Source organism: Bacteroides sp. Marseille-P8574, from assembly GCF_902825465.1.
Lineage (GTDB): Bacteria > Bacteroidota > Bacteroidia > Bacteroidales > Bacteroidaceae > Bacteroides > Bacteroides uniformis.
In genome coordinates this window covers 180,225-204,009 of the sequence record NZ_CADEBE010000001.1, presented here as the reverse complement: position 1 = coordinate 204,009, position 23,785 = coordinate 180,225, and the positions used below count along the sequence as shown (strand labels likewise).

Genomic DNA, 23,785 nt, shown 5'->3' with positions numbered 1-23,785 from the left:
TTTATAAGTCAAACAATTGCATCGTTGGTCCTTCGCTGCATTTTTTTCTTGGTTTCTTTTCCTTGGGCTTGTTTTCGCACAATTCCTCAAGACCATGGGTCAAGGCCATGCACCAATCCTTTTTCGCTTTGTCTCGGATGCGAGCCGGATAGAGAGCATAAGCCAAATGGCTCCAGTCATATTCACCCTTTTGTAGATTCTCCCAATTGCTCAGGCATTCCTTTTTCCATGCGTTGTGGCGGAACACATTGCGCAATGGTGCTGCTGTTACCGGAACACCATCATCATGATTGGGCTTATATGGCAAATCATTCAATTGTTGGAGTTCTGCCTCCAATGTGCGTATATCGCCCATTAGGTTGAGCAAGGCTGCCTCTCGTTTCTTATCGTTAGCCAGTTGAGCTGCTGTCAAATCGCTTTGTGCAGCGGTATGTTCTTTGCTCAACAACAAGAGTAAGTGAGGCAGTGTTTGACTACTCAGTTGGGGATAATACACCCAAAGGGTAATTTCGCCCTCCGGTGATGAAACCGGCCAATAGATAGGTGCTTTTCTGCGGCTCTTGGTATAGCGCTTAAAATGGTAATCGAAGAAACCATTAGGCGATTCCAAATAAGTTTGCAAACTATCTACACCTATTAACTGGCAGAGTTCGCTTTCCATTTCATCTGCATCATTTTTCCAGAGACTGTGCATCACTTCCTGCACGCGCTTTACTAAACTGTCAGGATGCTGATCATCACCTATCAGAATGCCGTCAGTCGGTAGTGTAAGCGGATATAGCTGCGCTTCTTCAGACTGGAACGATACTACTGGCATAAAGGGCAAGGCGTCGAATACATCGCCAAAGGGAGGAATGGTTTCGGGCTGGGCTGCATAGCGGATATTCCATCTGCCGAAAGCCATGCCAACCAACTCCATGACGATTTCTTGCGCCATCACTTGTTTATTGATGACATTCCCATTGCTGGCACCATCGATGGAGAGTAGTTCTTCATAAGGACGGCAACTCTTATAGGCATTGAGCGTGGCTCTGAAGTCACTGTCTACTTCAATCTCTGCCAAGTCCATCCATAAGTCGTCGTTTTCTTTCACTAACTCTTGGTAGCGGGTATAATCAGCAGTAAGTTTTTCTTGCAGTTGATCTAAACTTTCTCCTAAATGGTGACCATGCATAATCTGTGCAATCAAGCCATGATATTCCAGGTTGGTTTCATCTAAACTGAACCACCAGCGTTTGATGTCAATGATTTCAGTAATAATGCGCTCAATATCAGCCTGACGATCGGCATAGTCGGGCATGGGGAGAAGATTCATATAGCCAGAAGGCTTATGTTGACCAGTATATTGATTTATTGCATATTGCGATACAATAGAATTGATATATGATAGCATTGTAAAAGAGCTTTCTTTATTTAAGCGGGGAATAGTTTGCCCTTCTACCGTAAAATAGAGGTTTCTTTTAAGAATATGTGCATCTAGAATATCTCCACGTTTACCATAGCAGAGGCCTGAACTTCCAACCGAATCAATACCTGTTGGCCTAAAGTTGGGATAGGTCTTAGCAATATCACCATTTCTTTCCCAGATCATAAAGTCTCTATATTGAGTATAAAAGAGAGTGTATCCGCTTCCTTCGTATATATGACGCACGTTTAGTAGCTGTTTGTTGCTTTCGTAAAATAATCTAAAGTGCACATCTGCAACAAGTGCCATTCCTCGTTGTGCAGGCATTCCTCTCTGTTCGATATTCTTGCAATTAAATAGATTTAGTAGTTTTCCGTCAAATTTATAACCAATTACAGTATTAGGAAGATTTGAATAATCAATAGACTTAGACCAATAAACGTCTGAGATAGAATCAGAATTCTTTATAGCGTTTTCAAGTTTACTTTCCTTGTTGTCCGTATCCAATAAGTCTATAAAAACTCCTTCCTTGTTTGAACTTATTTTACTGATTACTAGCGTTGATGTTTCTACATTAGCATCTAAAACATTCCATCCTGTCTGCACAAGCTGAAATATAACCGCAAATATTTTTCTTGCGGAATGGTTCGTAAGAGGATTTGATGAGCACAGTACGGTCAAAGATAGCCCCAACGAGTCCATCGTTGACCAATAATTCTTGCATGCGATCGAAGAAAGCGCAAACAAGGTTTTTGCACCAACAGGAATAATGGGTATCTAAATAGTCAATCGTACTTTCTGATCCTTCTCCAAAAGGCGGATTCATCAAAATTACATCGTATCGCTTCTGACACAGTTCAATGAAAGCAAACCCGCGTACCGCATCATTGGCAAACAAGGTATTTTCGTAGCCTTCTTCTTCCGACAGACGAGAAGAAACCGTGTGCAATGCCTCTTGCAACTTCTCTACAACTGTAGCGAAGAAAGCTTCCTTGGCTTCCTTCTTATTGATAAGAACATGAAGCTTTTTGTTTACAGCGCCAATTTCTTTTATCTTTTCCTCCGAATCAAATAAACTGGCATCTACATATTTATTTACTTCACTCCAATTCTTGCGTAAATCTTCAATTTCAGCTTCTATTTCCTGCTCCATCTTAATGAGCAAGCCCGCTTCGCCTGCATACTTCATCTTGTCCCATATCTTTATCAGCAAGCGTTGCATGGGTTTGTCCAATTGTTCGGTCAATAATTTGAGCATACGCTTATTGCCCGGCATCGGCTCAGCCAATACCAGGTGTGAACGCTCAATTACCGGACGCTCCTCGCGAGGAATGCCCAAATTACTCCACGATTGTTGAGCACGGAGCCACAGCGAAAGAGCGGCAATCTGCAGAGCACGAGGATCTATCTCCGCACCATAAATGTTGTTTTCCAAAATAAGTTTGGGAACCAAGCGAGCAAAAGATTCTCGGGTCTCCGTGTAGCGATATTGTGACAACAATTCGGGCTGATTGTCCCAGGCATCCATATAGATGGCTTCCATAACATCGAAGATATATAGCCCAAAATGCATAGAGCCACAAGCAGGATCAAGCATGGACAATTCGGTCGGCTCCTTAATAGGGCGTGGCGTCAGTACCTCGTCAGGCCGATGAATCATATACTGGCATAAATCTGTAATAGAGGTCTTACCACCGGTCATTTCATACCAAATACGGCCCAGAGAATTGTCCGTGAGAAAACGCACGACATAATCAGGCGTAAAAAACTGGTTACGCACCGCCATTTCTCGACTATTGCGCGGACGATTGCTTTCATCACGCATCTTGCGACGTTCCTCCAATGAATTATAGTACTGGAAAATCCAGCCCAAAGTTTCGTCTTCCCTCCAGAAGTCTACCGTCTCGCCAGTCTGGTCATCATAGAAAGCCGTAAGATTTTCATTGTTGATTAAGTCAAAGAGTTTGGTCAATGTCGTTTCATCCGGCCACATCAATCCATAAGGAGAATAGCGGTCGAAAACCGATGGAAGTTCGATAGACAATTCATCGTAGAGTGACTGGATATACCAGCAGTAGCGTTCGTAACGGGAGCCCACGCTGCCCTGTCCGGTTACCATATCATAACTGACGAAGCCGGCAGAATCGTAGCCATCACCGATAGAGGGCATAATCAATTCACGTTCTTCACACATGCGTACAGCACAAAAACGATTCAATATGGTGAACGCTTGTTCGGCTGTAAGCTGTTGCACTGCTTTTTTGTCGATATCTGTACTATCTGCAGGAAGGCTGTTTTTGATGTATTGCAAACGGCCACGAAGCATGCGAGCACGATAAATAATATCCGCATTACTTGTAGTTAGTTGGCTGACAGGAATAACCCGGCCGTCAGCCCAAATACCATAATGTTGCTGCAGAGAAGATATGATGTTGTTTGTGAGCAACGTCTTGACGTCGCTCACAAACTGCATTAATATTTTGCGTCCTGATGTAGAAATCATAACTAGAAGTTTTGATTAGTCAATAAAAGAAAGATCAATGGATACGCCCTCATCCATTTGAGGCAATAGACGAGTCAACTCATTAATAAGCGACTCAACATCCTTTCGCTGAGTGAGGCGGCGCTTAATCTGACGACGAACGACTGTTGGTGTAGGTTCGTTAGCTCCTGAAGCATTTTCGGCATCAGTTTCGTCACTGCTTTCATTGGGGCGATTGGTATCATCGTCCTCAGCAGGCGTTGTAACAGCCGGTTTGTTGGCTGCTACAAAATCCTTCACTTTTCGCTCAAGACTATCGAATAGACCTAGAGGAGCGTAGAAAGCAGTAAATTGATTGCACATTTCCTGCAAAAGTTCGAGCGTTTTACCCTCTTGAATAGCAATTTTACTCATCAAGACTTCGATGCTCTGCTTCTGTTCCTCTTTCAATGAACAGAAATCTTCCGAACCACGAATTTCGCTGTTCTTCTGATTGATGAAGAGAGTAGCCTCCGTATAGAAGTGCATGCAAGCCTGCTCAATTTCATTGTCAATGCGTGAAGCCAAATCCGCATATTCTGCAGTGTGATTAAAACAGATTGGATCGAGCATAATATCGTTGAAGGCCTGTTCATCTTCTCCCAATTGATTCTTCAATATTTCCAGAGTGGGGAGTTGCGGCAAGCGTTGGGCATCATTCAGTCGTTTTTGGATTTTCTTGATAGAAGTGATAACCTTCCCTTGTTCCTCCGCTTTGAACACCAGGTTGACAAACCTTAATGCATCAGCACAAGCTTTGTCTTTGGCAAAGAGATAAGGTGCTTCGGCACCTTCTGATTCGATAATCTTAACCAAATAATTCACCGCTTGACTAACAGTAGATGTTCCAGCCATTTTCAGTTTTTCAAAAGTGTCTTTTAATTGTTCCACTTTTGTTCGACGTTGCGTGGCGATTTTTAATGATATTTTGGCTATGCTGGCTGGAATAGGAGATAATCCTTGCGGGTTGTACAATTCCTTCAGGGTAGTCATAGCCATCATCATTTCTGCCGGCTTTAAGTGAGCATCTGTATTAAGAGACAGCCCAAGGTGGCTGAACGATGTATTATTCTTCATGGCTTCAGCAGCATTCTTGGTGAACATTTTAAATGACTGAGCACCACTTCTTACCACGATAATGCCGGCCTTCAACATCAATGCTACTAAATAGCGGATGGTATCTTTGCTCCAGCCATACTGAGCACGGCTGAAGTGGTCGGATAGTTGTCCACCATTAGCATCATTGTTTGAGGCGATATAATCCTTTATTTCAGCAAACGCAGCATGACCAGTTTCTATAACACCATTATCGCCTACAATGCCAAATGGATTGAGCGACTCGGGCAGCTTGGTAGAATCTTCATAAGCCAATAAATCACTAACAACAGAAGCTGACATGCTACGCGAAGCCAAAGGATATTTGTTGTAAACCTGTTCGGCAAAACTCTTCAAGGCTTGCGTCTTGTAAGTTTCTCCATTTACAGATGTAGGCGAACCCTTGCAGATGGTTTCGCTGTTGTTTTGTGATTGACGTAAAATGCGTGTGATTTCCTGACGATTCTTATCGGCATCTGCTTGTTGCGCTCGCAGGTAATCTTGGATTTCCTTATTAGTATCATGCCGATGATTGTTGCAAATGGTTTCGTCTCTCACCACATCAATTAGCAAGAGCTCTATATCTTGCGGCAAGGTGCAAACCCAAAACATGGTCTGCTTATTTTCCACTTTTGTACTTTCAGTCAGGAGCGCATTATGCACTTTCTCAAAGTCGCTGGCGTCCACGAAGCGAACGTTCAGTTTGATGTCACCTCCCGGAATCAACACGGGATTCTGTCTGCCACGGCATAATTCCACCGTTGCACTAATTGTCTTAGAGCCATAAATGCTAACAGATGGAGCCGGGGATAGAATATCGTGCACCAACTCTTTCATGACTTTGAATTTATCAGAGTCAGTTGCATTTATTCTGGAACGTTCATCTTGGACGCTAAGAATGGCATTGGTCATGAATCTGAAACGTCCATCAATTTCTTGGAGTGTAACGCCGGCTGTGTCTTTTATTTCATCCAGTAAAGCACGGAGTTCCGGTTTGCTCAATGGATGGCCAATCTGTTGGAATAGCAAGGAGCAGAGATTGTCGAACGACAAACAAAAGTCGTCCAACAATTGCATAATGGCTATCGTCTTGCATACTTTCACAGCCAATGGGTTGCTACTATAAAGTTCGATGGCTTTTTTGGCGGAAATGACAATTTCGCGGAAGTCTTGATTCTTCTCCATATACGGATGAAGAGCATCATAGAACAAATCCGGCGTAGCCATCTTGCCTAAAGGGCATTCTGCCAAATGGCCATCTACCAATAAGTCTCTAATCAATCGGATGACTGAACGAAGACCGGAGCCGCCACTTCGGCTTGCCAGCTTTTGAAGTAAAGCCAGCAAGATATCAATATGAACGGGTAAGAATGGATAGAGATTGGCAAACAATTCGCTGGTCAATGGCTTCATATACAGCGAACGTTCCATATTTGTCAATCGCGTTTCCAACTTAATGGACGCTTCATTGCGATTGAACAGAGCAGTCAATACTTCTTTTCCCTGTGGTGACTTTCCCAACAGTCGTTTTGTGATGATTTCCTTGATATCATCAGCTTCTATATCAACCTTGATGGGGAAACGGTCATTGAGTTTAAAGAGTTTATCTGAGTTAACTTGTGCTTGAGGATTATCTTCTGTCAAGGTTTGTTGAGCAGTACCGATGAGCCAAACATTTCCTTTAAATTGAGATTTTAGGATTTGCATGGTTCCCTGCATACTGCGAATCAAATCTTCACTGCCTCCTACGTATTGACCAATTTCGTCGAGTACATAGATAATGCGTTCTTTGCCATATTTTTGTTTAACTAATGAACAGAGTCGTTTGAAGCGATCAGTTTCATTCTCAACAGATTCAACTTTGATAGCGTTATACTCTTCGGAAGAGGAGAAATATTCAGGCAATATGATTGGTGCAAATTTGGCAGCATATTTATTGGCTATCAACTTCTTTGATTGAATAACCTCCCAGTCTTTCCCCTCTGCTTTTACCATTTCGCAGAACTGATCATATTTCCCCTCTTCTTGAAGAATGGAAATAAAATCCATTAGTTTAGGGTCGGTAGCTTTGATGCCAATGAGCTTCAACGTTTCGTAATACATTATATCGCTCACTGTCGATGTAATACCAGCTGTAGCTTCAGTGGTAAGGTCAATCATAATAACCAGGGGATCATACTTTTGGATAACCGCACGATGCAAGGTCTTGAGTGCATTATCTTCAATACGATTCATCAATTTTTCCCCAAAGCTGATACCATCCACCTTTAATGACTGCTGGAAAGAATATCCCAAATATTTGGCAAATGAACTCTTACCAGAGCCATAGAATCCAGATACCCAAACACCTACTTCGTTGGAAGAATCACGGAATGCAGACTCCAGTTCTTCGATAACCTTTTCATAGTTATCGTGCAACTTGTCGGTTACTACATATTCATTGATTTCGTTTTTTAGATTCTCCTCGCTATTATCTGCAAAAGTGACAACACTTTCAATTCGGCGATTGATGTCCTTGGACGAATCAAATAGTTCTTTTATGGTATTCATGTCTTAGAAGTTTTTTGAACGATAGCTACCGTCCATGGGATAAATATTTAAAAATGTTTTGGCAATACCTTGAGCGCTGCCGGGGTAGAGAATTAAGATAGGAAGGTCAATCTTGTTGTATATCAACTGTTCGATGCGACCAATCTTATCATAAGGATGAAGAAGCTCAAGATCCTTGAGGATGAGCAAAGGGTGAGCTGTGGCCATCATCTCTTGTTGAACAGCAAGAATAGAATTGGCAACAACCGAATTGTCTTGTATTTCTTGCCGAATACTTTCATAAAGATCAAATTCATTGTCTTCATCTACCCATACTTCATCATAATATTCATGGTTGTGAATATACTCTTGCAGAACTTTGCCAATAGAAAGTATTTTTACATCGGCGAAGCCATGAAACTTAGCTTTGGGAATCAAATGAAGGGGAATCATACGATATACCTCCATAGCATCCTCTACATCATAATTCACATAGCAGATGGGGCGGTCGCCTGTTGGATTAAGTATATCAGGACGACTTAAATAAGCAAGTGCTTCCTCAAATTTTTGTTCATAAAGTTGCATTAATAAACTCCTCCATTGATTTGTAATTCCATGAAATAGTAAGCAATTCACCAGATGTCTGAGCCATATAGGCACCTTTGAGACTAAGGTTCATTATTCTATCCAACACTTGATGACGAGTCAGGTTAAAGAGGCGCCATTCTTCCATTTCCCAAATAGCCATATCTGACATTCCTGCAAAATGCTGTTCATGCATAAAATAAAGAATTGTAAAGTCGTTCACTTCATAAGGTAGGATTTCGCCTTTACGGTTAATCATTTCATAATCGATAAAACATGAACGGACATAAGAGGCGTTACGCTTCTGTACAGACTCGCTCCATTTTGCTCTGCCTTCTTTTACTAGGTTTTCAACGTATTTTGTGAAGGCATCCCTATCAACAATATGCAGGTCTTCATTTTTGCATGAATTCAAAATTTTTGTGACGGCATCGAAAAATACAGCGTTTTCGCGAGCACAATAGACCATGAGAAGTTGAGTAAAATGCTTCAATGACAATCCACACTCACGAATGAGTTTAAGCCAAAGAGGCACATTGGGATTTACTTTCATAAATCTCTGGAAAAAGACATCATAGATAATATGAACCAGTCTATTTTCCGTTTTGCATGACAGGCAATCATTTTCTTTCACACACTTAATGAGCGCATCCTTGTCCATGCCTTCCTGATAAATAGAGAGCAGAGACAGTGTTTCATTAATCATGCCGGTGCCATGAGTTAACTGAGTTGTGTATTTAGGATTCCTCATCAATTGAAATATGGATAACAGCAATAACTGTTGGTGAATAAATTTGTGTAATGATAGGCCATCACTCTTAGAGAATTGTCTATATCATCTGACAGCTTTCCAATATTTATAGCTTCAAAACAAGGATCACATGCCACTGTAGCCATGGAACTGATGAAATCAAGTGGCTCCATGCCTAAGTTTACGTCATCGTCCAAATGATGTTTAAGATAGACATAAGTTTCCTCTTCTATTTGTATCGGACATTTGAAAAGGCTATACATATCTTTAGGTATAAAATTCTCATGGGTCTTTTGGACGATATTAATCATCAAATTATAAAAGGCCAATTTGGAAGACTTAGGAAAAAGGTAATTCATATATTCCTTTGCTGCATTATCTTCCAAGCATGGCCAAAGTCCCTTGCCGCATCCTGCTTTGTAAACAGCAAAACGCAATTTAAGTAGATTGACTATATCCGAATTTTTCATGTTGCTCTTATTGTTTATTGGTAGGTATTAGCAATTCTCGAATGTCGGCTTCTAACAATTTGGCCACCTCTGCCAGAGTTTCTATAGATGGCTGTGATGTGTTAGTACACCATTTGCTTATCGTAGCAGGGTCTTTACCCATTTTATCTGCTAACCATCTGGCTGTTTTCTTTTTCTCAACGAGAACCACTTTTAGCCTATTTAATTCTGCCATAATGATAAATTGATTGTAGTAATACGCAAAGATAAAACATTAGAATGACAATATACAATATTTGTTTGATTATTTGATTGATTTTTCTATGAAAATTACACGATAACTCTACCGAACGCAGGCTGGCGCTTGCGGAAGTAGAGCCATTGAATGGTTTTGGCAGTTGGCTCACAGATGTTGGCCGCCACTTCCGACTTATCGTATTTCATGCGATGTCGGAAGTGACGACCTTTTGGGGACGATGCGCCATCCGGTTTGCTCCGTGTCTGCGACACCAAGCAAAGCTCGGCTGATTGGCTTTTGCTACGAATGGAGGACTCCAGTCCGTTGCCATAGAGAGAACCTGCAAGGCTCCACTTCGCTTCACTTTATAGGTTCTCACAACGGCAACGGTTTTCGGGAAGCATATCTTCAAGATGGATGGGTTATTGGGTTGCGCAAGCTTTCATGAGGAATTTATCTAGGATAACCTGTTAGAGCTAATTCTTTCCCTTGGAGTCATGTTCAGGAAAGTCTTGGAACCATTGGAGCTTCTTGGTCCAACTCGTTTTGTACGTGCAAAGGTACTGCGGACGGGAGAAACGTCAAGTGCCGCTGACGCTTTCGGACGGAGGACTTTCCAGCAGCCTTCTACAATTTGTGCCAAATTGGGTATTCCGTAAAGTCCTCTGTCCTCCCACTTGCTTTATTCTCCCTGGTGTCCGCAGTGAGGGGATGCATGTAAAACGGTTTTCCCAACCAAGAAGCTCTAAAGGGCTTCACAAGAGGGATCGGAAACGTAACCAACTTAAATGATATAATTATGTGCAGACTCATGATAACACAGTTGGAGGAAGCCTTGAAAGGTTTTCCTCTCTATTCCCAGGACGGTAAGGGAAAGGACGCTATTTGCCGTGCCATCTTTGCGCTCGGTGGCGTGTAGTGGCTCATTCTTGAAGGTGAAAAGGAAGGAAACGACACCATCCTCTTCGGTATCGTCATCGGGCTGATGGAGGACGAATACGGCTACATTTTCTTGAATGAGCTGTCGGACATTGAGTTGGACTTGACCAAACAAGGCTTCGGCAAACTACAAGTAAGGCAGCAGGAGAACTTCCATCCGGTGCCGCTGAAGAAGTTGTGTGACAGCTGGTTGCAGGAGTTCTTTGCAAGAATGGGTGAATGAGTGTGAGAACGAAGTGAAAGTAACAACAAAATGACCTGCCTTATCCGTCACGGACCGGGAAGGTCTCAAACAGTAGGTTTAGTCTGAGATATGAGGAATGGAAATATATTCAGTATCGCAGCCCAACTCGGTTGGACTGCTTCCGCTCAGTACAAGGAAGGCAGGCTCTTCTTTGACTTCCATCGGAAGACCTTGAGCGGTGTGCCGTTTACCTTTACGGCAGAAATGAAGGACGGCAAGGTCAGTAACCTGGTGAAGGAGATTGAGTCCTTCGTGGATGCCAGCTTGCCGAGGCAGACGGCAAATCCGTTTTGGCTGGTCTGCCCTGGAGCCAGTGGAACTGAGTTCCGCTGCCCGGCAAGTCCAAAGGCAGCCTTCTATTCACGAGGGCTGTCCTTGAACTTGCGCTCTCTTCTTGGAAGACCCGCTTCCTTGTAGGCAATGAGGTCACTTCCCTGGAAGAGGATGCCCCTTTTATCGGTGTAGATCCGGATAAAAGGCAAAGGTCGCTCGGGATTGTTGATGTAGTCGTAGATGGTACATCGGTGCACCCCGAGGTAAAGGCAGGCTTCCTTGATCATTATCAATGGAATATGTTGCTTCTTGGCTGCCATGCACAGCGTGAACAGGAGGGAGTATAATCCGTTTACTGCCACTGGAGAGTTGACGAATGCTGGTGGCAGAAACATTGTGTACTTCTTTGATGCGTACGTCATATAGTTTGCTTTGTCCGTCTGCCAATGTAATAGCTTCTGCTGAAAACTTACTAATGCCGGATATCAACTGCTTGAGACCATCGGTTAGGATGTCATAATTTTCTTCATCCGTCTATTTCAGGTAATACAGATATTCACTCAAGGTGCGTCTGCCCAAAATGGAAATGCCTTTATTTTCCTCGGCAGAAAAATAGCTTTGCGGATTGTCTAAGGTTTCTATATTGGGGATGGTGATGGCATATATCTGTTTGGCAATGTCGTTAAAGAACACATGGTTGGTGGCTGCTATGGTAGAGAGGGCCAACTGTAAGGAGGTTACCTCATACTGTTGTAACCATTCTTCCTGTATTTCGCCCAGCAAACGCAAATATTTTCGCGTTTAGACGTTCCTTACTCTTCATATCTGTTTTAACCCGAGAAAGGCCGGATGAGATTTCAGGTAAGAGAGGATGGTGGACCACGACGAGCGGTTGGCCGTGATGTTCTGGGTGGATTTCCGGCTGCTGAACAACGAGGAGATGGCAGCCATGTTCAGGTAGAGAATGGGGTGGGCTTCCTTGAACTCGATGTCCGTGTTTGTCAGCATCGGACGGAATTTCGTGAGGTAACGGATGTTGAAGTGTACCTTCTCCACACATTTGCCGATGGTTTGCCAGCCCTGGAGCATGTTCCAGAAATCTACCACCTCGGAGCTCTCCTTCGCCAGTTCATTCTGATTGTGCATGCCACTGATGCAGGTCTCCAGCATCTGGGTGTAGTTGAACGATAGGTTCAGCACGGTTTCCAGCGTGCGGAAAGCAGCCAGCGGAATCACCCAGTTACCGAAGATACGGTCATGGATCTGTTCATCCTCTATCCGGATGGCCAGCTCGTTCTTGGTGATGCCGTACAGGGTTGGAGGTTCTTCTTAAAGAGGTCACGGTATTTGAGAATTTCCAAGGTCAAATGGGTCAAGCCCAGATTGCAGATGGCCTGCAGCTCTTCGTAGTGCTTCTTTTCCAGGATGCTGAAGCTGGTCTTGGAGTATTCCAGAAATAGCACACGGGTATAGAGCGCCATGTCCTGAGTAGGCTTCTCCTGACCGCAGATGACCATTCCGGTCGTGACAATGGTTTGTGTGGCCATGCCGTCCGTTTGGGTGTTCTTCTTGGTCTGTTCACCGCCACCCCAAAGTCCTTTGAGAAAGGCGATCTTCCGGATGTCGAGGTCGTTCTTATATTCGTTAAACACGACAAGAATGTTTACAGCCTGGGAACCCCGGTCGTTCATGGCCGGAACGGAAGCCACACCCATGTTGGGCGGTTCCACATCGTGAAGGAAGAAAGCCTCCAGACTGGTGGCCAGCGTGGTCTTACCTGTACCTTTCTCACCAAACAGGTTCAAGATGGGGAAATGGCGGGGCTTCCGGTACACGATGTCACGGAATAGGGTAGCAAGCAGATAGCCAAAAGTCACCTGGGCATTGTTCCCGAAGACAGTGGTCAGCTTTTTTCCTGCTTTCGGTCCATCGTTGTTGAGGAAGGACTTTTCTTGGAATTGTTCCGTATCTGCTCCACGGCACTCCGCCACAGTCGGGTCTTGCCGTGAATCTTTCCCAACTGCTCGATGCACTGGGTATAGACCATCTGGTCTTTGACATAGCGCAGCAGCCCAGCGATCAGGCTGACGCATTGCCCCTCTTTGACAAGTGAATCTACTTGGGCAAACAGTTCCTTCGCCATGACCGCCTTGAAACCAGGGCCGTAGGGACTGCCCTTGGCCAGGTCCGTATCGGGAATGAAACAAAGCGAGTTGGTGTAGTGCTTCAGGATCTCAAACTGGTTCTCGTTCCAGGCCGTGCCGAGTGTGGCCACTGTATTCTCCAGTCCGATGGACTGCAGGCGTAGCACATCCGGCGCTCCTTCCACGATGATGAAGTTGGCCGCGTCACGCAGACGGAAAGCCCAGTCAATGCCGAACAATGTTTCTCCCTTGGTGTAGAGCAGACTGGTGATGGAGTTGATGTATTTGGGCGCTTTGGGGGTGGTGCCGATATACCGGGCCGTATAAGCGATGATGCGTCCCCATTTGTTCCGGATTGGAATCATAATCCGTTTACGGAACATCGGATAGAGCTTTTCGTCTTCATTTTTCCGGAGTATCCCCAACTCTATCAGCAGCTCTTCCTGTAGTCCCTGCTGTCGGCAAAAGTCCATGAACGCATGGATTTCCCGTGGCGCATAACCGATACCTGCTTCTGCACAGAAGTCCTCCGGCTATCGGTTGTAGGCATATTCCCGGGCATGACGGCTGTCATCATTGGCAGAAACGCGCAGATTGTCTGTAAAGAAGGTCTGGACTTTTTCCAGTACGGCATACAAGGAATCCTTGTGTGCCTGCTTTACCTTGTCGGCTGTAGCCGTTCATCCGGTATTTACGCAATGTCTTGTAGCAGACGCCCAGTTCTGCACAAGCTCTTTTTACTGAACTCCCAAAGGATCTACTATTGGCTTTGATTCTATCATATCTTTAAACTTTTTGGATATACCAATGGTCTATGAGAATGGGGTACACCAGATTTGTGTGGTATTCTCATTACATATTCAAATTGATAAAAACCAGTTCCTACTATTATGGTTTGTCTCCCAATAATGAATTAAGTGGCTATACTCTGGGAGTATGACGAGGTTAAGTATAGTCGCTGTCGTTTTTAATCTAGTCTTTTTTATCTTGCTTACGTACTCTTTTAGTTCTTACTTGAACTTTTTTGAAGTAGTTTTGAGTGGTCCGCTGGAGAAGTCTTAGGTCTGCAGTTCTGTATTCTAACTTGCCTGGTCGTTTGCACGGCTCAACCTTTCCTTCCTTCCGCCAGCGTTCAACATTACGTCTGCCAAATAATCTTCAGGCCTTGTTTTGACTGATGTATTCAGGGTTGTCATGGGTGGATTGAATCATGTTGGCAATTCTAGCTGCTAAGTCATTGGCGAACTCTTCGTATGGAATCATTTGGTCCGAGAATTCTAGAACATTCATAGGACTCAGGTTTAGTCTACGAAACTCGTGTAACCATAATTGTGTGGGTCTCCCGATTCGTTCTGGTTTTGAACTGTCGGTTGAGAATCATTCCTAGTTTGGAAGCTTGTGTTCGAACACTTTTCATCTTTTCGATGGGGAACTCCATGCTTTCGCCTACTTCAAGAGAAACGAGCGCAGGACGGATTTTTGTAGAAATTTCATTCATAAAACTTTGGTGTTTAATGTTTAACCATGCCCCATGGTTATGGGTTTGTACGCCCCAAATTAAATGATTTATGTTTATAATAGCCAATAAATGTTTGATGTCTTTTTGAGCTTCAATTAAAATTTTGTTCGTATGCTATGAGTATAGGAATAAAGCATGTTCATATTGGCAGGGAGATTGATAAACGACGTCTAGAGCTAGGTATCAGTAAATCAGAGCTTGGACGGTGCATTCATGTGCCCCAGCAGCACATCAACTGTATTCTGGAGAAAGAAACCATCGACACAGGCAAACTTATAGATATAAGTGTGGCCTTGGAGAAGAATTTCTTTGATCTGTATGCTTCTGATATGCACAACGTATCTGCATATCTGGCAGCAGTATCCATTCATGGAGATGCCAATAATATGATTGGCGATTCAGAAGTTGCGACTGAGCTGTCCCAAACGAAAGTTGTTTTGGAGGAAAAAGACAAGACCATTCAGGTTCTAACTGACGAAATCAAGCGTCTGGAGGAATCACTTGAGGATAAGACACTCATCATATCCTTCTATAAGGAGAAGGTGGGTGAACCAATAAAGAAATAACCATAGTTGCCTAGTCTGGAGAGATTGGTAGAGGTTGTGGTGAGTACAAGATTTTAGTGAAGTAATAGATATGAGTTGCAGGCTCAGAGCTTACCAGCATAGTGTAAGCATCTGATAGTTAAGCCAGCTTTTCAACGATGCCTTTAAGTCATGATGGAAAATCCATCAAACTTTAAACTTTAAATAAACATTCGCTTACACAGGAAGTGTTTGCAATTGATTTTCATAGCTATATTAGAGTGGCACAGGCTGCCATTGAAGGCTGATACCAATAATACTGAATAATGAATTTATGGACTGCATGCTTTACTTGGTAATGGCATGCGGCCCATTTTGTTGGAAAAAAACTGTAGTTTCTATTAATTTATTTGTATTTTCTTTAGTATATTTGCTTCCTATAATTTTATAGTTTTCCAATAAGCAAGCAATAAACGATGATGCTAACAATTACGGCAGCATATGATGTCTGGACCAGCGGCCTCTATCAGAAGGATGAAGCATTGATATACAGTTTTGGCATGATTGTCATTCTGCTTTTGGTCATCATGATAATCATTTCCATCAGTAAAAGCAAAAGGTTGAAGACGTTGCAGCGCATTAATGAGGTTGCCGAAGAATCCAACCAGCTGAAGGATGCTTTCATAGCTAATATGACTCACGAAATTCGTACTCCTTTGAATGCTATTGTAGGCTTTACAACTATGCTTGCCGAAATGGATGATCTGGACAGAGAAACCCGTATGGCTTTCCTGAAAGAGATTAATGATAACAAGGACTCGCTGCTGCAACTGGTCAATGACTTGCTGGACTATTCAAAGATTGAGGCAAAGACCCTGGAATATAATGATGGAGAAGCGGATGTGAACGCGCTGATTGATGAAGTCTGCACGACAGAGAATATGCGCTCGCATCCCACAGGTATTCAGGTGGAGTTTGTAGAACGGCTGCCTCAATGCCGTTTGGTGGTAGATCGCGTGCGCTTTGCCCAAGTTATAGGTAACTTGGTGAGGAACGCCTTGAAGTTTACGGAGATGGGCAGTGTGAAAATCGGTTGTAGGAGATTGAGTAATCATAACTTCTATTTTTATGTGGCAGATACAGGCTGTGGCATTGATGAAGTGGGAAGACATGCCATCTTTGAACGGTTTGTGAAGATGAACTACAATATTAAAGGTACGGGGTTGGGGCTTTCCATCACTAAATCCATTGTGGAACACTATGGGGGAGGTATAGGTGTGGAGTCCAAGAAAGGGGAAGGCTCCACTTTCTATTTTACGTTGCCTGCCGGTATTGAATACAAAGAGTACGGTAAATTTTGATTTACCTGCGCTCTCAATCAGCCATTTCCTTCAGCTTCTTGAAGTGGCGGATTACTTCCAGATAATCGCGGTCGGTGCAGGCGTTGAATTTATTCCATAAGTCACCCATTATAACGGCACCACCGAATCCGTAATCCTTTATCTCCAGGATGTTATCGGAGGTAATGCCTCCCAAAGCCATGACTTTGCTGTCTATAATTTTACTTTTTTCTGCTTGTCGTAGTTCTTCGGCTGTAAAGCCTGATGTAACTCCGGTCTTTGTGATGCAATTATATATCGGACTCAAGAATAGATAGTCATAAAAATGTTTCTTGTTCCGCACTTCGTCCAGCGAGTGGCAGGTACAGCTGATGTGTCCTGAATAATCGTGCGGTTCTTTGGGGTTGCGGGTGTTTAGATGAATCCCCATCAGGCTGAATTCTTCCTGTAGGTAGAAGTGTTCATGAGTAATGATGCGCTTATGGTATTTTTGGGGTATCAGCGTTAAAAGTCGTTCTGAATACATGGCGGGAGTTTCCGGCTTCCTCAGATGTAGAATATCCAGCCCCTCTTCGAATAGTGCCGTGATAATCTTGTCTTCTTCCACAAAAAATGTGGGTGCTGTTACTACGATGAGTTTCATTTCTTTCGTTTAACTTTTAAGTTTAGCAAAGTTAATGAATACTTATGGTAGAAGCCAAGGAATTTCTTTAAAATATGTTAGATGGCTGCTTTAAACAAGAAAACGCCTTCTTGCGTCTTTATAACTCAAGAAGGCGTCCTTCACATGGCTTTGTGGGACCTCGTTGGTCTATTTGAATCTTTTACTTACCGCATCCCAATCAACGATGCTCCACAATTCGTTTACGTGATCGGCACGGCGGTTCTGGTAATCAAGATAGTAGGCATGTTCCCACACGTCGAATCCGAGTAGCGGAACAAGACCGGCGCGTACCGGATTGCTACCGTTGGCTTCTTTGGTGATGTGGAGTTTGCCGTTCTTGTCGGCAGACAACCAAGCCCATCCGGAGCCGAACAAGCCGACAGCTGCCGCGTTGAATTCCTTCTTAAAATTCTCAAAGCTGCCGAAGTCGCGTTTGATGGCTTCTGCCAGCTTGCCGGTAGGCTCGCTGTGGGCAGGCTTCGGGGCAAGCTGTAAGAAGTATAATGTGTGGTTCAACACTTGTCCTGCATTGTTGAAGATGGCACCGTCCGGTGCTGTGGCAACAATGGTTACCAGGTCTTTGCCTTCAAATTCCGTTCCCGGAACGAGGTTGTTGAGGTTGTTCACGTAGGTTTGCAGATGTTTACCGTAGTGGTAATCTATGGTTTGCTGACTGATTACAGGTTCCAGTGCATTGTTAGTGTAGGGAAGTTTTGGCATTTCGTAAGTCATAACTGTTATCATTAAAATCGTTAATATTGTATTCATAAGTTTCAATTATTTAATTTTGGAACTTTACTATATAAACACTATAACCTATAGAAATGTTCGTACGTCTCCGAAGCTTTTTTTATCTTTGCCTCCGTAAAAACAAAGGAAGGAAAAATATCATCATTTTAAGATTATACGGATATGCCCGATTATATAGAGGAACTGAACGAAGGACAACGGAACGCGGTGTTATACAATGACGGTCCGTCACTGGTGATAGCCGGTGCCGGTTCGGGAAAGACGCGCGTGCTGACCTACAAGATTGCTTATCTGCTGGAGAATGGCTACCAGCCTTGGAACATTCTGGCATTGACCTTTACCAACAAGGCGGCGCGCGAAATGAAGGAGCGTATAGCCCGTCAGATGGGGCCGGAGAGGGCGCGCCATCTGTGGATGGGAACCTTTCACTCCATATTCCTGCGCATTCTGCATGTCGAGGCCGGGCATATCGGCTTCACTTCGCAGTTTACCATTTACGATACGGCGGACAGTAAAAGCCTGATACGTTCCATTATCAAGGAAATGGGGCTGGATGAGAAAGTGTACAAGCCGGGGATGGTGCAGGCGCGTATCTCGAATGCCAAGAATCATCTGGTTTCTCCGGCAGGCTATGCCAACAACAAGGAGGCTTACGAAGGAGACCGTGCTGCCAAGGTTCCGGCGCTTCGCGACATCTACCAGAGATATTGGGAGCGTTGCCGGCAGGCGGATGCGATGGACTTCGACGATTTGCTGTTCTACACATTCCTGCTGTTCCGGGACCACCCCGAGGTGTTGGCGCGTTATCAAGACCAGTTCCGTTACATTCTGGTGGATGAGTATCAGGATACCAATTTTGCACAGCACAGCATCGTGCTGCAACTTGCCAAGAACCATCAGCATGTCTGTGTGGTGGGGGATGATGCACAGAGTATCTACTCCTTCCGTGGTGCCGATATTGACAATATTCTCTATTTTACGAAAGTATATCCCGATACGAAGGTCTTCAAGCTGGAGCAGAATTACCGTTCCACCCAGACCATTGTCCGCGCGGCCAACAGCCTGATAGAAAAGAACCAGTGGCAGATACGCAAGGAAGTGTTCTCGGAAAAGGAGAAGGGAGAGGCCATCGGTGTGTACCAGGCATACAGTGACGTGGAAGAAGGGGATATTGTGGTGAATAAGATAGCTGAACTGCGGCGTGAAAAGCGCTATGCCTACTCTGATTTTGCGATACTCTACCGTACCAATGCGCAGAGCCGTATTTTTGAGGAAGCCATGCGCAAACGCAGTATGCCTTACCGTATTTACGGAGGTTTGTCGTTCTATCAACGCAAGGAAATCAAAGATGTTATCGCTTACTTCCGTCTGATAGTGAATCCCAATGATGAAGAGGCTTTCAAACGTATTATCAATTATCCTGCACGGGGTATCGGAGATACGACAGTGGGAAAAATCATTGCTGCCGCCACCGGGCACAATGTCAGTTTGTGGACCGTGCTTTGTGAGCCGTTGGCGTATGGCTTGAACTTCAATAAAGGTACGGTGGGAAAGTTGCAGGCATTCCGCGAACTTATATCTGCCTTTATCACAGATGCTGCGGAGAAGAATGCCTACGAGATTGGTGCTGACATTATTCGCCAATCGGGCATCATCAATGATGTGTGTCAAGACAACTCTCCCGAGAATCTGAGCCGTAAGGAGAATATAGAGGAGCTGGTGAACGGTATGAGTGATTTTTGCGCCCAACGGCAGGAGGAAGGAAACTCTAACGTGTTGTTGGGTGACTTCCTTTCGGAAGTTTCCCTTCTTACCGACCAGGATTCGGATAAGGATGGGGACGATGAGAAGATAACCCTGATGACTGTACATTCGGCCAAGGGATTGGAGTTCAAGAATGTGTTTGTAGTGGGGATGGAGGAGAATCTTTTTCCCAGCAGCATGGTGGGTGACTCTCCCCGGGCATTGGAGGAAGAACGGCGGCTGTTCTATGTAGCCATCACACGTGCCGAAGAACACTGTTTCCTATCGTATGCAAAGACGCGTTTCCGGTACGGCAAGATGGAGTTTGGCAGTCCCAGCCGTTTTCTGAAGGATATAGACGTACGGTTCCTGCGCCTGCCTCAGGATGCGGGAATGTTCCGCAGGGTAGAGGAGGAAGCTGCCGTTTTCCGCAGGGAGAACGCCAGAGGCTTTGCGCCTGATAGGGAAGATGCTCCGTATGGAGGAAAAGAGCGTGTGTCTGTACGGCCGAAGCAGCAGATTATTGCGCCGACCGTTCCACGTAACCTGAAACGGGTGGCGCCTTCTGCAAATACGGCAAGTACATCGCCTTCTGCCGGCGCGTCTGCCAACCGTGTACAGCAGGGACAACTGATAGAGCACGAACGTTTCGGCCTGGGTGAAGTTTTGAAAGTGGAGGGCGAAGGAGACAATGCGAAAGCCACCATCCGCTTCAAGAATGCGGGAGACAAACAACTTTTGCTGCGCTTCGCGCGTTTCAAAGTGCTGTCATAGGATAGTACGCATCTTTTGTCTCACACAGAGGCGGGATACTTGTAAGAGGATGATGGCATGAGTGTAGGACTGTGGTATCTTAAAAAAGACAGTTAGAACGATACATACGGACAATTTAGAATAGTAAATATAGATAGAAGAATGACAAATAAAGACTTTTCCCTTTTCCCTTCTCCCTGCTATATTATGGAAGAAGGATTGCTGAGAAAGAACCTCGCACTGATAAAAAGTGTGGCCGACCGCGCAGGTGTGGAGATAATCCTCGCTTTCAAATCATTTGCCATGTGGCGTTCCTTTCCCATTTTCAGGGAGTATATAGACCACTCTACGGCAAGTTCTGTCTACGAAGCCCGTCTGGCATTGGAGGAGTTCGGAAGTAAGGCACATACGTACTCGCCTGCCTATACCGAGGCCGATTTTCCGGAGATAATGCGGTGCAGCAGCCATATTACTTTCAATTCGCTTTCGCAGTTCCACCGCTTTTATCCGGTAGTGGTGGCGGAGGGAAGCGGCATTTCCTGCGGTATCCGTATCAATCCTGAATACTCTGAGGTGGAAACGGAGCTTTATAATCCCTGCGCACCCGGTACCCGCTTCGGTGTAATGGCCGACCAGCTTCCCGAAGAACTTCCGGCGGGTATTGAAGGTTTTCACTGTCATTGTCACTGCGAGTCTTCTTCCTACGAGCTGGAACACACATTGGAGCACTTGGAAGGAAAATTCTCCCGCTGGTTCTCACAGATTAAGTGGTTGAATTTAGGAGGCGGGCATCTGATGACGCGTAAGGATTATGATGTAGAGCATCTTGTCCGTCTGTTGCAGGGCTTGAAGGGGCGCTATCCACATCTTCAAATCATTCTTGAGCCCGGTTCCGCTTTTACTTGGCAGACCGGTGTGCTGAGCTCGGAGATAGTGGACATTGTGGAAAACCGCGGCATTCGTACCGCCATTCTCAACGTTAGCTTTACGTGCCACATGCCGGATTGTCTGGAGATGCCCTATCAGCCTGCAGTGCGTGGAGCGGAGATGGGCGATGCGGGCCCTTACGTCTATCGCCTTGGAGGAAACTCCTGCTTGAGCGGCGACTATATGGGACTGTGGAGTTTCGACCATGAGCTGCAGATAGGGGAGAGAATCGTCTTTGAGGACATGATACATTACACCACTGTAAAGACGAATATGTTCAATGGAATTCACCATCCGGCCATTGCAATGTGGACAAAAGAAGGAAAAGCTGAAGTTTTCAAGCAATTTTCTTATGAAGATTATCGTGGGCGAATGAGTTGATAATCAAAAGTCTGCTTGTATGCCTGGCGAAAATGTACACTTTTCTGTGTGAAAAAAGTCTGCAGAATGTTTGCAGGTTTAAGGAAAATATCTACCTTTGCATCCGCAATCGCGGAAATAGCTCAGTTGGTAGAGCATAACCTTGCCAAGGTTAGGGTCGCGAGTTCGAGTCTCGTTTTCCGCTCAACGCAGTTTAGATTGCAATTACCTATGCCCAGGTGGCGGAATTGGTAGACGCGCACGTTTCAGGTGCGTGTGTCGAGAGGCATGCAGGTTCGAGTCCTGTTCTGGGCACCAAGGTAAAGCAGTCGGTTCTTTGAATTGTTGAAAGTAAGTTGGAGAGGTGGCGGAATTGGTAGACGCGCTACTTTGAGGGGGTAGTGACAATTATGTCGTGGGAGTTCGAGTCTCCTTCTCTTCACGCTTTTATACATTGCGGAAATAGCTCAGTTGGTAGAGCATAACCTTGCCAAGGTTAGGGTCGCGAGTTCGAGTCTCGTTTTCCGCTCTTTCAGATGTATTGAAGATGACTTATGCCCAGGTGGCGGAATTGGTAGACGCGCACGTTTCAGGTGCGTGTGTCGAGAGGCATGCAGGTTCGAGTCCTGTTCTGGGCACTTTACTCCTCAAAAAAGGAGAGTCATCCAATGCGGAAATAGCTCAGTTGGTAGAGCATAACCTTGCCAAGGTTAGGGTCGCGAGTTCGAGTCTCGTTTTCCGCTCTTTTCAGATAAAAAAATCCCGCAAGCATTGTTCGGTGCTTGCGGGATTTTTTTGTTGTATGGAAGTTGTTGTTACAGTTTCTGTAATGAGAATCCGAGCATCATTCCGTCGTAGCTGTTGGCCAGCGAGCCGATACTCTTCAGAGTGGAGTTGCTGCTTTTGCTGGAGAGGAAGGTTATCAGTTTCAGTAGCTTGTCCGATTCGAACAGCAGGTCCATAGTTGTGGAGGTAGCGTTGACCTTGGCATTCATACCTATCAGCTTGGCGAATTTCAAGTTGACCTTTTGGGTGGATGCATTGTAGGAGTAGCTTCCCTTCATGCTCTTTTGCCCTACTTTGGCGCTGAATGTGCTGTCGGCGTTGAATGTGAATGACATTTGCCCGGCTTTGATGCCTACTTTGGCAAGCTGTTCGTCCAGTTTCTTTTCTGCGGCTGTGGCGGCAACGGCACCGCCGGCTTTCTGCAGCAGGTTGTCCGATTCGAATTCAATGGCGGAGCCGGTATACGACCAAGTGCCGGTCATATCCGCTGTTGACTTGCCGGTCACGGCATTTACCGCCTTCTCTATATTTTCTTTGTTGAACAAATCCTTGATGGATTGTGCGTGACTATTGCCGGTCAGCAGTAGTGCGGCAACAAACAGTTGCCAAAAAACTAATCTTTTCATTTTACTTATGTCTATTGTTTGCTATTCAGGCTTTTGTTGATACTTTCGATATAGTCCAGCAGCTCTTTCCGTCCCATGCGGTTTTCAGAAGAGGTGATGAAGTAGGGAGGCAGCTCTTCCCACTGTTCCTTCAACTGTTCCAGGTATTCGTTGATGTGGGTGTTCAGTCTGCCGCCTTTCAGTTTGTCGGCCTTTGTGAAGACGATGGCAAAGGGTACGCCGTTCTCGCCCAGCCATTCCGTAAACTCGAGGTCGATGGCTTGGGGAGCCAGCCGGCTATCTATAAGAACAAACAGACAAGTCATCTGTTCGCGTTGCAGTATATAACTTTCTATAATACGTTTGATTTGTTCCTGACCTTTCTGTCCCCGTTTGGCGTAGCCATATCCCGGAAGGTCTACAATGTACCAGCTCTTGTTGATTAGGAAATGGTTGATAAGCATGGTCTTTCCCGGTGTGGCAGAGGTCATGGCGAGTCCTTTCCTTCCGGTCAGCATATTGATAAGACTGGATTTTCCTACGTTGGAGCGTCCGATGAAAGCATATTCGGGAAATGTACCGGCGGGGCATTTCCGCACGTCTGTGTTACTGATGACGAATTCGGCGTTTGTAATATCCAT

Annotated in this window: 21 protein-coding genes, 6 tRNA genes and 4 pseudogenes; 13 read left to right on the top strand and 18 right to left on the bottom strand. The window is 44.9% G+C overall.

What is annotated here, in order from left to right; translation table 11 throughout:
* Window position 1 precedes the first annotated feature (1 nt).
* The 8 genes from HUX74_RS20620 to HUX74_RS00875 all read right to left on the bottom strand — a co-directional run bounded on the left by HUX74_RS20620 (window position 2) and on the right by HUX74_RS00875 (window position 9,952).
* A complete protein-coding gene (locus HUX74_RS20620; RefSeq protein ID WP_254592820.1) occupies window positions 2–2,011 on the bottom strand; it encodes a BREX-1 system adenine-specific DNA-methyltransferase PglX in 2,010 nt (669 codons plus the stop codon).
* Window positions 1,980–3,908 carry a BREX-1 system adenine-specific DNA-methyltransferase PglX gene (locus tag HUX74_RS20615; protein ID WP_254592819.1) on the bottom strand — a complete coding sequence of 643 codons (1,929 nt, stop codon included), beginning with the start codon at window positions 3,906–3,908 and terminating at the stop codon, window positions 1,980–1,982. The genes HUX74_RS20620 and HUX74_RS20615 overlap by 32 nt, the downstream gene beginning before the upstream one ends.
* Window positions 3,909–3,923: 15 nt before the next feature.
* Entirely contained in the window at window positions 3,924–7,571 is a 3,648-nt protein-coding gene (brxC, locus tag HUX74_RS00900; protein WP_174646033.1) for a BREX system P-loop protein BrxC, read from the bottom strand.
* A 3-nt stretch (window positions 7,572–7,574) separates the two neighbouring features.
* Window positions 7,575–8,135, bottom strand: coding sequence for a DUF1788 domain-containing protein (locus tag HUX74_RS00895; protein WP_117964424.1), 561 nt, complete (start codon window positions 8,133–8,135; stop codon window positions 7,575–7,577).
* On the bottom strand, window positions 8,122–8,886 hold the full coding sequence (locus HUX74_RS00890) for a BrxA family protein (protein WP_117964423.1): 765 nt from the start codon (window positions 8,884–8,886) through the stop codon (window positions 8,122–8,124). Before HUX74_RS00890 ends, HUX74_RS00895 begins: the two co-directional genes overlap by 14 nt.
* Window positions 8,886–9,356 carry a BrxE family protein gene (locus HUX74_RS00885; RefSeq protein ID WP_117964422.1) on the bottom strand — a complete coding sequence of 157 codons (471 nt, stop codon included), beginning with the start codon at window positions 9,354–9,356 and terminating at the stop codon, window positions 8,886–8,888. Before HUX74_RS00885 ends, HUX74_RS00890 begins: the two co-directional genes overlap by 1 nt.
* Before the next feature lie 7 nt (window positions 9,357–9,363).
* Window positions 9,364–9,570, bottom strand: coding sequence for a helix-turn-helix transcriptional regulator (locus HUX74_RS00880; protein ID WP_117964421.1), 207 nt, complete (start codon window positions 9,568–9,570; stop codon window positions 9,364–9,366).
* A gap of 205 nt (window positions 9,571–9,775) precedes the next feature.
* Window positions 9,776–9,952, bottom strand: a complete 177-nt coding sequence (locus HUX74_RS00875; protein WP_158562828.1) for a hypothetical protein — start codon at window positions 9,950–9,952, stop codon at window positions 9,776–9,778.
* Window positions 9,953–10,372: 420 nt separating this feature from the next.
* On the opposite strand from HUX74_RS00875, the pseudogene HUX74_RS00870 reads away from it, so the two are divergent.
* Window positions 10,373–10,735: pseudogene (locus HUX74_RS00870) on the top strand (hypothetical protein).
* Between the two features lie 90 nt (window positions 10,736–10,825).
* The gene (locus HUX74_RS00865) at window positions 10,826–11,173 is read left to right on the top strand and encodes a hypothetical protein (protein WP_252195245.1); all 348 of its coding nucleotides are present in this window, start codon (window positions 10,826–10,828) and stop codon (window positions 11,171–11,173) included.
* Here the strand turns inward: HUX74_RS00865 and HUX74_RS00860 are convergent.
* From HUX74_RS00860 to HUX74_RS20980, 4 genes and pseudogenes are all read right to left on the bottom strand, one after another.
* The gene (locus HUX74_RS00860; protein ID WP_174646731.1) at window positions 11,113–11,349 is read right to left on the bottom strand and encodes a helix-turn-helix domain-containing protein; all 237 of its coding nucleotides are present in this window, start codon (window positions 11,347–11,349) and stop codon (window positions 11,113–11,115) included. The two genes, HUX74_RS00865 and HUX74_RS00860, sit on opposite strands and share 61 nt — an antisense overlap.
* 214 nt (window positions 11,350–11,563) lie before the next feature.
* Entirely contained in the window at window positions 11,564–11,812 is a 249-nt protein-coding gene (locus HUX74_RS00855; RefSeq protein ID WP_118696417.1) for a hypothetical protein, read from the bottom strand.
* Window positions 11,813–11,854: 42 nt separating this feature from the next.
* Window positions 11,855–13,394 (bottom strand): annotated as a pseudogene (locus tag HUX74_RS00850) (toprim domain-containing protein); the annotation flags it as partial.
* 63 nt (window positions 13,395–13,457) lie between these two features.
* Window positions 13,458–13,646: pseudogene (locus HUX74_RS20980) on the bottom strand (hypothetical protein); the annotation flags it as partial.
* Window positions 13,647–13,652: 6 nt separating this feature from the next.
* On the opposite strand from HUX74_RS20980, the gene HUX74_RS20975 reads away from it, so the two are divergent.
* The gene (locus tag HUX74_RS20975; protein WP_370293226.1) at window positions 13,653–13,946 is read left to right on the top strand and encodes a hypothetical protein; all 294 of its coding nucleotides are present in this window, start codon (window positions 13,653–13,655) and stop codon (window positions 13,944–13,946) included.
* 199 nt (window positions 13,947–14,145) lie between these two features.
* On the opposite strand, the pseudogene HUX74_RS00845 reads toward HUX74_RS20975, so the two are convergent.
* Together HUX74_RS00845 and HUX74_RS20610 are read right to left on the bottom strand one after the other, a co-directional pair.
* Window positions 14,146–14,463: pseudogene (locus tag HUX74_RS00845) on the bottom strand (hypothetical protein).
* A gap of 16 nt (window positions 14,464–14,479) precedes the next feature.
* Window positions 14,480–14,671: a hypothetical protein gene (locus HUX74_RS20610; RefSeq protein ID WP_131226126.1), complete on the bottom strand. Its 192-nt coding sequence runs from the start codon at window positions 14,669–14,671 to the stop codon at window positions 14,480–14,482.
* Window positions 14,672–14,808: 137 nt separating this feature from the next.
* On the opposite strand from HUX74_RS20610, the gene HUX74_RS00840 reads away from it, so the two are divergent.
* Together HUX74_RS00840 and HUX74_RS00835 are read left to right on the top strand one after the other, a co-directional pair.
* On the top strand, window positions 14,809–15,258 hold the full coding sequence (locus tag HUX74_RS00840) for a transcriptional regulator (protein WP_131226128.1): 450 nt from the start codon (window positions 14,809–14,811) through the stop codon (window positions 15,256–15,258).
* A 434-nt stretch (window positions 15,259–15,692) separates the two neighbouring features.
* Entirely contained in the window at window positions 15,693–16,577 is an 885-nt protein-coding gene (locus HUX74_RS00835; protein ID WP_117599467.1) for a sensor histidine kinase KdpD, read from the top strand.
* 13 nt (window positions 16,578–16,590) lie between these two features.
* On the opposite strand, the gene HUX74_RS00830 is transcribed toward HUX74_RS00835, so the two are convergent.
* Both HUX74_RS00830 and HUX74_RS00825 read right to left on the bottom strand, forming a co-directional pair.
* A complete protein-coding gene (locus HUX74_RS00830; RefSeq protein WP_117599468.1) occupies window positions 16,591–17,199 on the bottom strand; it encodes a thiamine phosphate synthase in 609 nt (202 codons plus the stop codon).
* Window positions 17,200–17,367: 168 nt separating this feature from the next.
* Entirely contained in the window at window positions 17,368–17,988 is a 621-nt protein-coding gene (locus HUX74_RS00825) for a superoxide dismutase (RefSeq protein ID WP_117599469.1), read from the bottom strand.
* Window positions 17,989–18,132: 144 nt separating this feature from the next.
* Here HUX74_RS00825 and HUX74_RS00820 point away from each other — a divergent pair, with 144 nt between their 5' ends.
* From HUX74_RS00820 to HUX74_RS00785, 8 genes are all read left to right on the top strand, one after another.
* Window positions 18,133–20,487 carry an ATP-dependent helicase gene (locus tag HUX74_RS00820; protein ID WP_119961883.1) on the top strand — a complete coding sequence of 785 codons (2,355 nt, stop codon included), beginning with the start codon at window positions 18,133–18,135 and terminating at the stop codon, window positions 20,485–20,487.
* A 141-nt stretch (window positions 20,488–20,628) separates the two neighbouring features.
* On the top strand, window positions 20,629–21,774 hold the full coding sequence (nspC, locus tag HUX74_RS00815; protein ID WP_035448315.1) for a carboxynorspermidine decarboxylase: 1,146 nt from the start codon (window positions 20,629–20,631) through the stop codon (window positions 21,772–21,774).
* 111 nt (window positions 21,775–21,885) lie between these two features.
* Window positions 21,886–21,958: transfer RNA gene (locus tag HUX74_RS00810), tRNA-Gly, on the top strand.
* A gap of 28 nt (window positions 21,959–21,986) precedes the next feature.
* Window positions 21,987–22,071 (top strand) — tRNA-Leu (locus HUX74_RS00805).
* Between the two features lie 40 nt (window positions 22,072–22,111).
* Window positions 22,112–22,195: transfer RNA gene (locus HUX74_RS00800), tRNA-Leu, on the top strand.
* Window positions 22,196–22,209: 14 nt separating this feature from the next.
* Window positions 22,210–22,282: transfer RNA gene (locus HUX74_RS00795), tRNA-Gly, on the top strand.
* 27 nt (window positions 22,283–22,309) lie between these two features.
* Window positions 22,310–22,391, top strand: a tRNA-Leu gene (locus HUX74_RS00790).
* Window positions 22,392–22,423: 32 nt separating this feature from the next.
* Window positions 22,424–22,496: transfer RNA gene (locus tag HUX74_RS00785), tRNA-Gly, on the top strand.
* 72 nt (window positions 22,497–22,568) lie between these two features.
* Here the strand turns inward: HUX74_RS00785 and HUX74_RS00780 are convergent.
* Together HUX74_RS00780 and yihA are read right to left on the bottom strand one after the other, a co-directional pair.
* Entirely contained in the window at window positions 22,569–23,165 is a 597-nt protein-coding gene (locus tag HUX74_RS00780; protein WP_044468698.1) for a DUF4923 family protein, read from the bottom strand.
* Between the two features lie 11 nt (window positions 23,166–23,176).
* The gene (gene yihA / locus HUX74_RS00775) at window positions 23,177–23,785 is read right to left on the bottom strand and encodes a ribosome biogenesis GTP-binding protein YihA/YsxC (protein WP_009036961.1); all 609 of its coding nucleotides are present in this window, start codon (window positions 23,783–23,785) and stop codon (window positions 23,177–23,179) included.